At 62.2% G+C, this 12,196-nt stretch carries 8 protein-coding genes; 3 read left to right on the forward strand and 5 right to left on the reverse strand.

Translation table 11 applies throughout. The features are described 5' to 3' along the window. Positions 1-127: 127 nt before the first annotated feature. On the reverse strand, positions 128-1,546 hold the full coding sequence (locus tag BM062_RS17810; protein WP_371326603.1) for an MFS transporter: 1,419 nt from the start codon (positions 1,544-1,546) through the stop codon (positions 128-130). Between the two features lie 92 nt (positions 1,547-1,638). Between BM062_RS17810 and BM062_RS17815 the strand changes: the two genes are divergently transcribed. Next, on the forward strand, positions 1,639-2,328 hold the full coding sequence (locus tag BM062_RS17815) for an ArsR/SmtB family transcription factor (RefSeq protein WP_254785137.1): 690 nt from the start codon (positions 1,639-1,641) through the stop codon (positions 2,326-2,328). Between the two features lie 98 nt (positions 2,329-2,426). Here BM062_RS17815 and BM062_RS17820 read toward each other — a convergent pair whose 3' ends face one another. After that, on the reverse strand, positions 2,427-4,487 hold the full coding sequence (locus BM062_RS17820) for an OPT family oligopeptide transporter (RefSeq protein ID WP_092399281.1): 2,061 nt from the start codon (positions 4,485-4,487) through the stop codon (positions 2,427-2,429). A gap of 209 nt (positions 4,488-4,696) precedes the next feature. Between BM062_RS17820 and BM062_RS17825 the strand changes: the two genes are divergently transcribed. Then, a complete protein-coding gene (locus tag BM062_RS17825) occupies positions 4,697-5,173 on the forward strand; it encodes a (2Fe-2S)-binding protein (protein WP_092399283.1) in 477 nt (158 codons plus the stop codon). Beyond that, positions 5,170-7,494, forward strand: a complete 2,325-nt coding sequence (locus BM062_RS17830; RefSeq protein WP_092399285.1) for a xanthine dehydrogenase family protein molybdopterin-binding subunit — start codon at positions 5,170-5,172, stop codon at positions 7,492-7,494. The genes BM062_RS17825 and BM062_RS17830 overlap by 4 nt, the downstream gene beginning before the upstream one ends. A gap of 71 nt (positions 7,495-7,565) precedes the next feature. Here BM062_RS17830 and BM062_RS17835 read toward each other — a convergent pair whose 3' ends face one another. The 3 genes from BM062_RS17835 to BM062_RS17845 form a co-directional block, all read right to left on the reverse strand. After that, on the reverse strand, positions 7,566-8,387 hold the full coding sequence (locus tag BM062_RS17835; protein WP_092399347.1) for a formyltransferase family protein: 822 nt from the start codon (positions 8,385-8,387) through the stop codon (positions 7,566-7,568). Between the two features lie 99 nt (positions 8,388-8,486). After that, on the reverse strand, positions 8,487-10,691 hold the full coding sequence (locus tag BM062_RS17840; protein ID WP_092399287.1) for a TonB-dependent siderophore receptor: 2,205 nt from the start codon (positions 10,689-10,691) through the stop codon (positions 8,487-8,489). A 53-nt stretch (positions 10,692-10,744) separates the two neighbouring features. Further along, entirely contained in the window at positions 10,745-12,118 is a 1,374-nt protein-coding gene (locus BM062_RS17845; protein WP_092399289.1) for a lysine N(6)-hydroxylase/L-ornithine N(5)-oxygenase family protein, read from the reverse strand. Positions 12,119-12,196 lie beyond the last annotated feature (78 nt).

Here is a 12,196-nt window from a genome sequence, read left to right on the forward strand (position 1 = left end):
CATTGAGCAATGACGGCCAGCAAATTAGTGCATCTTGCATGCCTCTACCCAATACATCCTCGAGAATCAGATTTTGTTTAGCGTTTTTTACATTTTTTTTGAAATATTTCTTGCTCGGCGTATCTGGTCATTTTGTTGCAACCGGCCGCACCAGGTAACCCAGCCCCGCAGCCGCCAATAACAGCACCGTCGCCGTCCACATGGCGATCCTGACGCCGCCGACCATGCCCCCGCCAAAACCGTCGCTGACCAAAGCCCCGAATACCGCCACCCCAACCGCGCCGCCGACCTGCCTGGCAGTATTGAGCACCGCCGACGCCGTCCCCGCCCGGTTTTTTTCCACGCTCGACAATATCGAGGTCGTCATGGCCGGCACCGCCAGCCCCATGCCGGCCGGGATCAGTATGAAACCCGGCAGCATCTGCAGGAAACTGGCGTGGCTGGCGATGCCGATAGTGCCGAGCAAACCATAGCCCAAGGCGCCGACCAGGCCGCCGAGCACCATCGGCAGCCGTATGCCGGCGCGGCCGATCAGCCAGCCGCTGGCCAGGTTGGAGAATATGAAGGTCCCGGTCAAAGGCAGGAACGCCAGTCCCGCCTGCAGCGAGTTGTAGCCCTGCACTTTCTGCAGGTAAAAGCTGATCACGAAGATCACGCCGTAGTATGAGAAGTTCACCAGCACGCCGAACAGGACGGCCGCAGTAAAACTGGCCTGGCGAAAGAAGTTCAGCGGCAGCATCGGATGCGGCACTTTCTTTTCCACCATGATGAAAGCAGCGCCCGCGACCAGGGCCACGCAGAATCCGGACAATACCAGCGGATGCTCCAGCCCTAGCGGATGCAGTTCGATCACCGCGCCAACCAGCCCGGTCAGCGCGACAATCGCCAGCACCTGCCCCAGGAAATCGAAGGAATGCACATGCAGCTTGCTTGCCATGGCCGGCACCACGCACAAGGTCAGCAAAAACCCCAGGATGCAGATCGGGATATTTACCCAGAAGATGCTGCGCCATCCCGCGGTCGCCAGCAGCAGGCCGCCCAGCACCGGGCCGGCAGCAATCGAGACGCCGCCCGCCGCAGTCCAGAGCCCGATCGCCTTGGCGAGCAGTTTTTTATCGTGGGCGCAGGCACGGTTCAGGATCGCCAGCGAACTGGGCACCAGCAGCGCCGCGCCTATGCCCTGGACGGCGCGCGCGACGTTCAGGAAAGCGGCATTCGGCGCCAGCCCGCAGGCGGTCGAAGCCAGGGCGAACAACAGGAATCCAGCCAGGAACAAACGCTTGGAGCCGAATTTATCGCCCAGGGCGCCGGCCGACAGCAGGAACACGGCAAAACCGAGGGTATAGGCATCCACCACCCATTGCAAAGCCGAAACGCGCGCCCCCAGGTCAGCGCCGATCTGCGGCAGCGCCACGTTGACGATGGTGATATCGAGCTGGACGATGATAAAAGCGAAACTGCTGGCAGCAATGGTCCAGCCCGCGGCGGGCATGCCCGCTTTCGCAACAGGTGTGGCCGGCGCTTGCGCCAGTTGGTGAGATGTCATTGCAGCAGCTCCGTTGCTTGAGTGATCAAGGCTCAATTCTGGGCTTGTTGCGCCCGCTTGTCACACAACAACAGTACGGTTACCATCAAACTATGAACGATGAACCCGACCTCAGCCGGCTGGCCCGCACCATCGGCGACCCGACCCGCATCCAGATGCTGGCGCTGCTGATGGAAGGACGCGCCCTGACCGCCAAGGAACTGGCGTACGGCACGGAAATCAAGCCTGCCACCGCGACCGCGCACCTGCGCCAGCTGCTGGAAGACAAACTGCTCGACATGACCACGCAAGGCCGCCACAAATATTTTCGGCTGGCCTCGCCGGAAGTGGCGCGCCTGATCGAATCCCTGATGGTGTTCGCCCCGAAGCGCAAACGCATCGGTCCCGCGAACGGCAACGACGCCATCTGCACCGCGCGCTTCTGCTACGACCACCTGGCAGGAAAACTGGGAACCAGGCTGACCGAGGTCCTGCTTGAACGCGGCTTGCTGCATGCCGACGACGGCACTTTTTCGTTATCGGAACAAGGCGAAACCTGGTTCGAAGACTTCGGCATCGATACCCGTCAATTGCAGAAGAGCCGGCGCCAGTTCGCCTACCCCTGCCTCGACTGGAGCGAACGGCGCGACCACCTGGCCGGCGCCCTCGGCGCGACATTGGCGAAGCGCATGGTGGAACTGAGCTGGCTGACCAGGAGCAAGCATTCGCGCGTGGTCGGCATCACGCCGGAAGGCCGTGCCGCGCTGGCGGAACAGTTCGGAATCGCGCTGCACCACGAGTAGCCGGCCGGCACGGCTGGAAACAAGTTCGCAAAATAAAATGGACCGGGTAATCAGCCCGGTCCATTTTTTTTGACGGCTGCACGGCAGCCGGCGAGCGCCTATTGCTGGCGCGCCGTCAGCACGCGCCGCGAGAAGACCCAGGCCACTGCCGCAAACACGATCAACCCCAGCCATTGCGCGGTGTTTTCAAAGGAAGCGCCAACCAGCGCCAGCGGCGAATCGTTGCCGGTAAAACCGATGATGGCCGCCAGCAGCACGCCCACCAGGCTTTCGCCGACGATCAGGCCGGACGCCAGCAGCACGCCGCGCCGGTTTGGCGCTTCGGCAAACTGTTCATACGGCAGGCCCGCCTTCTGCGCGCGCTTTTTCAGGATGCGTTCTATCACCCAGGCCAGCAAGGTGCCCAGCACCAGGGTCGAAGCGACCGTCGGCGGCAGGTAGATGCCGATGCCTACCGCCAGCACCGGCAAACGCGCCACGCCGCCGCGGCGGCGCAGCACTTCGTCGATCGTCACCAGCACGACGCCCAGTCCGAGGCCGATCAGTATCATGTCCCAGTTCAGCTGATGGGTGAAAATCCCGGTCGCGATGGCCGTCATCAAGGTGGCTTGCGGCGCCGACAAGGCGTGCGTCACATCCATCTCGGCGCGCGGCATGGCGCCGGCAAAACCGTAGGCGTTATACAGCAACTCCAGCACCGGCGGAATCACCACGGCGCCCACCACGCAGCCGATCAGCAAGGCTACCTGCTGGCGCCAAGGCGTGGCGCCGACCAGCCAGCCGGTTTTCAAATCCTGCAGGTTATCGTTGGAGATGGTGGCCACCGCGATCACCGCCGAGGTGGTGAAGATCGCCAGCGCGATGCCAAGCTTGTTGCCGCTCTCGGTCGCCAGCAGGCCGTCGCCGCTGCCGACCAGCAGGATCAGCAGCGACACCAGCACCACGGCGACGATGCCGACGCCGGAAATCGGGCTGGCGGAAGACCCGATCAGCCCTGCCATGTAACCGCAGGCAGCGGCGATCAGGAAACCGAAGATCACGGCAAACAGCACGCTATAGGCGACCAGCCCCCACACCATGCCGGCCGACAAAGGCGCGGCGCTCAGGAAGCTGGCGAAAGTCGCTACCAGGATGGCCACCAGCGCCAGCGTGATGCCGATGATCCAGCTCGGCGCCAGGTCCTGTTCGGTGCGCGGGATGTTGATGCGTCCCTTGCCGCCGCGCAGAGCCTGGAACGAGGTCTTGACGCCTTCCAGCATCGGCTTGAACAAGGTGATCAGGGTCCACACCGCGGCCACGCCGATGGTGCCGGCGCCGATGAAGCGCACATCCTTGCTCCACAGGCCGGTCGCATATTTGGCCAGCGTCACGCCGTCGGGGATGCTGTGCATCGAGGTCAGCACCGGCACGGCCACGCCCCAGGCGATCAGCAAGCCGATCAGCATGGCGATGCCGGCCACGATGCCGATCAGGTAGCCCGCGCCCAGCAAGGCCAGCGAAAAGCCGGCGGACAGGCGCACCACTGCCGGACCTGCCGCGAACCACAGGTTGATGCCTTCGCCCAGCACCCGGAAGCCGGATGAGAACAAGGTCACGGCAGCGGCGGTGAAACCGCCGGCCATGATGTCGACGATGCCGGTTTCAGCCTTTGTCCCCGCCTTGCCGGCGGCGCCGTCGAGTTCGACTTCGGCGCTGCCGACGCGCAGGATTTCAGCCGCCGCCACGCCTTCCGGGTAAGGCAGGTCGCTTTGCACCACCATCGCGTGCCGCAGCGGGATCGTGAACATCACGCCCAGCATGCCGCCGGCGGCGCAGATCGCCAGGGTCTGCCAGTACGGGAAACCCTGCCAGTAACCGATCATCACCAGGCCAGGCAGGATGAAGATGATGGAAGACAGCGTGCCCGCGGCCGAAGCCTGGGTCTGGACCATATTGTTTTCAAGGATATTGGCGCTCTTGAACATGCGCAGCACGGCCATGGAAATCACGGCGGCCGGGATGGCGGAAGAAAAAGTCAGGCCGACTTTCAAGCCCAGGTACACGTTGGAAGCCGTGAACACGACCGTAATCAAGGCGCCAAGGATGATGCCTCGCAGCGTCAGCTCGGGCAGCGAAACGTTGTCGGGAATGCGGCCAGCTCTATTCAACAAATCGGACATCGGAACTCCATCACCAAAATTGCAATCTGCCAATTATCCCCGAAACAGTTGCGCTCAATCAAAGAATTTCAGTTAGGTCTACAATGCCCAGGCGCGGTTTATCACGTCAATTGATAGCAAGGATTCAAGGCATTGCCAATTCGACTATACTGCTCCCGATTTATCCATCAATAGGTTATCAACCCCAAGCTGGAAAGGTAGAACCCACCATGACAAGCCTGAACATCAACGGCAAGCAGCACGAGATCGACTTACCGGAAGACACCCCGCTGCTGTGGACCCTGCGTGACCATATCGGCATGACCGGCACCAAATTCGGCTGCGGCATGGCCCTGTGCGGCGCCTGCACGGTGCACCTGAACGGCGCCCCGATCCGCTCTTGCATCACGCCGATCAGCGCTGCCGCCGGCAAAAAAGTCACCACCATCGAAGCCATCGCCGACGACAAGGTCGGCCATGCCGTGCAGGAAGCGTGGATCGCGCTGGGCGTGCCGCAATGCGGTTACTGCCAGGCCGGCCAGATCATGTCGGCCACCGCCCTGCTGAAAACCACGCCGAAGCCGACCGACAAGGAAATCGACGACGCCATGAGCGGCAATATCTGCCGCTGCGGCACCTATACCCGCATCCGCGCTGCAATCAAGCAGGTTGCTGCGCATGTCACCGATAACGGAGTCGCAAAATGAGCGCCGCTTTCGATTTCGCTAAAGATAGCGCTAACACCGAAGTCGCTTCCGTAAGCCGCCGCACCTGGCTCAAGGGAGTCGGCGCCTTTACCGGGCTGGCGCTGACGGTAGGCGTGAACGGACTGGTGATGGCAGCCGATGCCGCTGCGCCGGCAAAAAAATACGGCGGCGCCAACATGCCTGGCGGCACCGTCAACGATCCCCTGGTATTTGTCTCGATAGGCGCCGACGGCATCGTCACCATCATTGCCCACCGCTCCGAAATGGGCCAAGGCATCCGCACCAGCCTGCCGCTGGTGGTAGCCGATGAACTCGACGCCGACTGGGGCCGGGTGCGCGTGGTGCAAGCCAACGCCGACGAAAGCCGCTACGGCAACCAGAACACCGACGGCTCGCGCAGCATGCGCCATTTCTTCACGCCGATGCGCCAGGTCGGCGCCACTGCGCGCCTGATGCTGGTCTCGGCCGCCGCCGCGCGCTGGAACGTGCCGGCAACAGAAATCACCACCAAGAACCATGAAGTGCTGCACGCCAAGAGCAACCGCAAGCTCGGCTACGGCGAACTGGCGGTCGACGCCGCCAAGCTGCAGGTGCCGGCGCAAGCGCCGCTGAAAGATCCGTCGCAATTCCGTTACATCGGCAAGGATGCTTTCGGCAGCGTCGACTTCCGCAACATCGTCACCGGCAACACCCAGTACGGCATCGATACCCGCCTGGAAGGCATGCTGTATGCGGTGGTCGCGCGGCCGCCGGTATACGGCGGCAAAGTGGCCAGCTTCGATCCTGCCGAAGCCTTGAAAATCCCGGGCGTGGTGAAAGTCATCGAACTCAAGGGCAGCCCGCCGCCGGCCAAGTTCAATCCGCTCGGCGGCATCGCCGTGATTGCACGCAACACCTGGGCCGCGATCAAGGGCCGCGAAGCGTTGAAAATCACCTGGGACAACGGTCCGCACGCAGCTTATGACTCGACTGCGTTCAAGGCCACCCTGCAAGAAGCCGCGCGCAAGCCGGCCAAGGTGGTGCGCAACAATGGCGACGCCATGGCGGTCCTGGGCCAGGCCGGCAAGCGCATCGAAGCCGAATACTATATCCCGCACCTGGCCCACGCCACCATGGAACCGCCGGCCGCCACCGCCCGCACCGCCAACGGCAAATGCGAAGTCTGGGCTTGCGTGCAGGATCCGCAAGCCACGCGCGACACCGTGGCCGGCCGCCTCGGCTGGAAGACCGACGACGTCAAAGTCAACGTCACTTTGCTGGGCGGCGGTTTCGGCCGCAAATCCAAGCCGGACTTCGCGGCAGAAGCAGCGTTGCTGTCGCAAGCCATGGACGGCGCGCCGGTGAAAGTGACCTGGACCCGCGAAGACGATTTGCGCCACGATTACTTCCATACCGTTTCGCTGGAACACCTGGAAAGCACGCTGGACGCCAAAGGCAAGCCGCAAGCCTGGCTGCACCGCACCGCGGCGCCGACCATCGCCTCGACCTTTGTCGCCGGCGCCAAGGGCGAACAGCCGGGTGAACTGGGCATGGGCGCGATCAATATCCCGTTCGTGATTCCCAACATCCGCATTGAAGCTCCGGAAGTCGAAGCGCATACCCGTATCGGCTGGTTCCGTTCGGTCTACAACATCCCGCACGCATTTGCAGTGCAGTCGTTCGTGGCGGAACTGGCAGCCGCGGCCAAGCGCGACCATCGGGAATTCCTGCTGGAGCTGATCGGTCCGGCGCGCCAGGTCAATCCGCAAGAGATGTCCGACACTACCAACTACGGTGAATCGCCGGTCTTGTATCCGCTCGATACCGGCCGCATGCGGGCGGTAGTGGAACTGGCGACCAAGGAAGCCGGCTGGGGCCGCAAGGTGCCCAAGGGCCATGGCCTGGGCCTGGCCGTTGCGTACAGCTTCATGTCTTATGTGGCGGCGGTGATCGAGGTGGTGGTCGCCGACGACGGCACGATCAGCATTCCGCGCGTCGACATGGCGATCGATTGCGGCCCGCAGATCACGCCGGACCGGATCCGCTCGCAAGTCGAGGGCGCCTGCATCATGGGCCTGAGCCTGGCGCTGACCGGGGAAATCACCTTCAAGAACGGCAGCGCGGAGCAAGGCAACTTCCATGAGTACGAAGTGCTGCGCGCCTTCAGCGCTCCGCGCGACCTGCGGGTCCACATGGTGCCGCACAAGTACGATATGCCGCTGGGCGGCGTCGGCGAACCAGGCACGCCGCCCATCGCCCCGGCCTTGTGCAACGCCATTTTCGCGGCCACCGGCAAACGCATCCGCAACCTGCCGATCCGCGACCAGGCGAAAAAGAGCTGACCGCGCAGTAACCCGCGACGGTAACTCTCTATAGCGGCCATGCGACTTGTCGTGCATGGCCGTTATTATTGTCAGCGGTAGATCTTGACGAGACCTTCGTGCAGCGCAGGAAACAGGCTGCGGTTGAAATTGTTCCAGCGCAGCTCCAGGATCGTGTCTTCCTTGTCGATTTCGGTTTTCAGCACGTCGTGGATCACTTCGCCCGAATCGATGCCGTTATCCACGTAATGGAAGGAGGCGCCAGTCATGTAGAGCGGCTTCACGGGCACCGTTTCCATGGTTTGCCAGTCGACCACCTTCTTGCCGCGCGCGCCGTGCAGCGCGTCTAGCGTCGCATAAGCGCCGCGCCGCTCATACGGCGAATCCGCACGCGTAACGCCGGGATGGATGTTGACGATCTTGCGCTCGAAGCGGCTGCCTGGCCGCACCAGCTCGTCCAGGATGATCAGCAAACCGTCCAATACGACGATATCGGCCTGCAGCTCGACCAGCGTGTCGAGCAGCTTCTTTTCGAACGCGCTTTTGCCTGCCGGCCGTTCCGGCGCATTCATCCCAAGCCGCCGGTACGCCGACGGAATCGCCAGCAGCAGGTCGTTCACAGGGCGCCCCTGCACGTTCAGCCCTGGCGGATAAAACCAGCGCTTGCCGGCTTCGCAAGAGAATCCATACTCCTTCAGTTTTTCGCGATCGACGGCCGAATCCGCATCGTCGTCGTAGATGACTTTTTCGAGAGAATACATGTCGCCCAGCGCAGTATCGTTGAGCGCCTCGACCAGATATTCGAGCACCGATTTCATGTAGCGCGCGCCATCCTTGTACGCGACGTCCTGCCCTGCCTTGTCAGCCGCGGCGTTTCTCAGGGACCAGATATAAACGAGTTTTTTCTTTGGCATAAATGTCTTATCCATTCAGACAAATTGATGATCGGCGCCGGTCCCGTACCTCACGGCACAGGACCGGGCCCTATTCCACGCTTTGGTTCAACTCGCGCCTTACCAGTTGTACCTGGCGCTGGCGACCAGCGTGCGCTGGTTACCGTAGAAGCAAGTGTTCGCCGATTGGCAGCCGCTGACGTAGGTGCGATTGAACAGATTCGTCGCATTCAGCGCCAGGCGCCAGTTGGGCAAGTCGTAGTGGATGCCGGCGTCAAACACCGTGTAGCTCGGCACATACAGCGAATTGTCGGAAGCCCCGGCATTGCCGCTCTGGTAGCGGATGCCGGCGCCAGCGCCGAAGCCGGCCAGCGCGCCCGTACGCCAGGTCCAGTCACCCCACAGCGACGCCATCTGGCGCGGCCGCGGGATATCGACCGGCCACCTGCCCAGCGACGAATCGTTGGCCTTGGTGACCTTCACGTCCTGGTAGACATAAGCGGAAATGATAGAGAACTCGCGCGACAGATTGCCAACCGCACTGAACTCGACGCCGCGCGAACGCACTTCGCCGCTCTGCACCGACAAGCTTCCGGTCGGATCGGCAGGATCCGGCGTCTGCACGTTGGTCTGGTAGATCTGGTACAGCGCGCCGTTGAGCATCAGGTTCTTGTTGGCCGGCTGCCAGCGCAAGCCCGCCTCGATCTGCCGGCCCTTGCTCGGCGCGGCCAGGCCGCCGTTAGCCAGCTTGACGCCGATGATCGGATTGAACGATGTCGAATAGCTGACGTACGGCGACAAACCGTAATCGCCCAGGTAAACCAGCCCGACCCGGCCGGAGAATGCATGATCGTCCTGCCGGAAGCTGGTGCCGCCGGCGATATCGTTCTGCCTGGTGTTGCTCCAGTCCTGCCGTCCGCCGAACGTCAGCGCCCAGCGCCGCCATTTGATCTGGTCCTGCGCATACAGGCCGAACATGTTCAGCGTGGTCTTGGTATAAGTGCGCGGGAAAGAATCGGGTCCGGTCAGCATATCGTTGGTGATCGGGACGTACACCGGGTTGTACATGTTCAGGCTGGTCCCGGTCGTCATCCATTCGCTGTCGGTCGTGCTCTGGCGGTTATATTCTGCGCCGACCAATACTGTATGTTCAAACGGGCCGCTGCTGAATTTGGCTTGCGCCTGGTTGTCGATGTCGAAACGGCTGTAGTTGAGCTGGTACAGGCCTGCGTAGCGCAACAGCGTTTGCTGGGACGGATCGGCCGGATCCAAGCCGCCGCCGAATACCTGGCCCTGGTCGAGCGACAGATGCATCAGGCGGGTATTTTGGCGGAAGGTCCAGACCGGATCGAACTTGTGCTCGAACTGGTAGCCGGCCGACCATTGTTTCTTGCGGTAGTGCGAGAAAGTCGGGTCGCCGGTGTACAGGTTTTCGGAAATCTTGCCGTTCGGATTGGGCAGGATGGTGCCTTGCGCCGGCAGGAAGTTATTGGAGGCGTCGCCCCAGTCTTGCAGATAGGTCAAGGACGCGGTAAGCGAAGTGCTGGCGTCCGGCTGCCACCTGATCGACGGCGCGAAAGCGACCCGCTGCTCGGCATGCGGGCCGGTCAGCGAATTGCCGTCGCGGCCGGTGCCGACGAAACGGTACGACAGCGTGCCGTCCTTGTCTATCTTGTCGCCGACGTCGACAGAAACCTGTTTCCTGGCGTAGTCGCCCAGCTGCACCTGCAGTTCGCGGATCCGCTCGCCATTGGCCAGCTTGCTCTGGACATCGACGATGGCGCCGGGATCGCCCTGGCCGTACAGCACCGAAGTCGGGCCGCGCAGCACGCTGATGCTGTCGATCATGTAAGGATCGACGCGCCAGCTTGCCAGGTTCAGCGTACTTGGCACTTGCAGGCCGTTGACGAACACGCTGGGCGTAAAGCCGCGCAATACCGAATACCAGTCGGAACGCACTTCTGAGCCGTACGACGAAAAGCCCGGAATATAGCGCAGCGCATCGTTGATGCTGGCCGCGCCGGTCTGCTCGATCTGCGCCGCGGTGACGACGTTGATCGTCTGCGGAATCTCGTTGAGCGGCGTATCCGTTTTTGTACCGCTGGCGCTGCGCCGCGCCACCAGTCCGACGGTGCCGTCATCGTCCGCGCCGGCGCTGACGTTGATGACAGGCAGCGTGCTGTCTGCCGCCTTGCCATTTTTTTGCGCGTCGTTTGCCGGCTGCGCCGCCTGCTGAGCGTGCGCATGACCAACTGCCGTTGCCTCGAACAGCACACTCACAGCAACGACGATTGCACGCCGACGCGTACCTGTTATCCATTCCATCTTCTACTACTCCCGATTGCAATGCGGTTTGTATTGAAAACCCGCTTTCTTTATCAAAGGGCGGAAGCTATGCGGCCGCCGCCCACTCCGTTTTTCTGTTGATCCACTACCGGACTGAACGTCCGTTCCTGCTTTGCCCCCTGCACCAGCGAGGCGGTGATTTCATCCGAGCGCAGCGCCAGCACCGACAGCAGCGTGTCAGACAAGCCATGGCTATCCTCGCAACAGCCTTGCAGGTAGATGCGCGGCTTGAAGTGCGCCGGCGTGGCGAGCTGGTAGTCGCGCCTGACGTTGCCCTGCGCCAGGGCGTCGCCCAGATACGGCGCCAGCCCGTCCAGCAATCCAAGGTGGTTGGCGCGGCCGTAGCCGGTTGCCAGCACCAGCGCGTCGAACCGCTCGGCGCAGGCATGGCCGCTCAGGCGGTCGCGCAAGGTCAGTTCGACCTGGCCGCTGCTGTTGCGCACCGCTGCTTCGATCGCCGTATTCGCCAGCAAGCGATGACGAGGCTCGGCGGCGACATTCTGCAGGTACAGCATTTCGTAGATCTGTTCGATGAGAGAACGGTCGACCACCGCATAGTTGGTGTCGCGGAAACGATCGATCAGCGAGCGCCGCACATCCTTGGCCTGTGCATAGACAATGTCGGTGTATGCCGGGCTGAAAATTTCGTTGACGAACGGACTGTCGTCGGCCGGCTTGAGCGCGCTGGAACGTATCACCATGCTGACGTCGACGCCGGGGTAACGGCGCGTCAGGTCGACAAACACTTCGGCCGCGCTCTGCCCTGCGCCGATCACCGCGATCCGCTTGCGTGGACAGTTCTGCGGGGCGCCGACCACACGGTCGATGGACGTCAGGTAATTCGAGGTATGAATCACGTTGTGCGGGCCGAGCGCGGTAAACATTTCCGGAATCCGCGCCGAGCCGCCGATCCCCACCGACAGCGCATGCGTCACGCGCTGCCATTCGCGGCCAGCCTCGTCGCGCGAGAAAACCCGCAACGTATCGACCTGGCCGTTGTTGCCTGCCGCGGCCACAGGTTCAATCCCGATCACGGTTTCGCCGTAATGCACGCGCTCGTCAAAAGCCTGGGCGACCCAGCTCAGGTAATCATGGAATTCGACCCGGGTCGGATAAAAACTCTTCAGGTTGACGAAATCCGGCAGCCGGCCGCGCTCGAACAGATAGTTGATGAACGTGAAACGGCTTTTCGGATCGCGCAGGGTAACCAGGTCCTTGAGGAAGGAAATCTGCATCCGGCAATCGTCCAGCAGCATGCCGCGGTGCCAGCCGAATTCCGGCTGCCGTTCGACAAAACAATGGTTCAGATGCGATGCGCCTGCTTCTTCGGCAAGGCGCACGGCAAGCGCAAGGTTGGACGGCCCGAAGCCGACGCCAATCAGGTCAAAAACGCTATCTCGTTGCATGTCTATGTTCCTTATCAGTTTTACCCGGCACGCCAGGCGTGCCGATTGAAAAAAATTCCTGGACGATGGCGATACAGC

The sequence above is a fragment of the Collimonas sp. OK412 genome (assembly GCF_900112135.1).
In the GTDB taxonomy this organism is placed as follows: domain Bacteria; phylum Pseudomonadota; class Gammaproteobacteria; order Burkholderiales; family Burkholderiaceae_D; genus Collimonas; species Collimonas rhizosphaerae.

Excerpts from the sequence above, each read along its gene's own strand:
- BM062_RS17810 (WP_371326603.1), bottom strand. The coding sequence starts at position 1,546 with ATGACATCTCACCAACTGGCGCAAGCGCCGGCCACACCTGTTGCGAAA.
- BM062_RS17815 (WP_254785137.1), top strand. The coding sequence starts at position 1,639 with ATGAACGATGAACCCGACCTCAGCCGGCTGGCCCGCACCATCGGCGAC.
- BM062_RS17820 (WP_092399281.1), bottom strand. The coding sequence starts at position 4,487 with ATGTCCGATTTGTTGAATAGAGCTGGCCGCATTCCCGACAACGTTTCG.
- BM062_RS17845 (WP_092399289.1), bottom strand. The coding sequence starts at position 12,118 with ATGCAACGAGATAGCGTTTTTGACCTGATTGGCGTCGGCTTCGGGCCG.
- BM062_RS17835 (WP_092399347.1), bottom strand. The coding sequence starts at position 8,387 with ATGCCAAAGAAAAAACTCGTTTATATCTGGTCCCTGAGAAACGCCGCG.
- BM062_RS17825 (WP_092399283.1), top strand. The coding sequence starts at position 4,697 with ATGACAAGCCTGAACATCAACGGCAAGCAGCACGAGATCGACTTACCG.
- BM062_RS17830 (WP_092399285.1), top strand. The coding sequence starts at position 5,170 with ATGAGCGCCGCTTTCGATTTCGCTAAAGATAGCGCTAACACCGAAGTC.
- BM062_RS17840 (WP_092399287.1), bottom strand. The coding sequence starts at position 10,691 with ATGGAATGGATAACAGGTACGCGTCGGCGTGCAATCGTCGTTGCTGTG.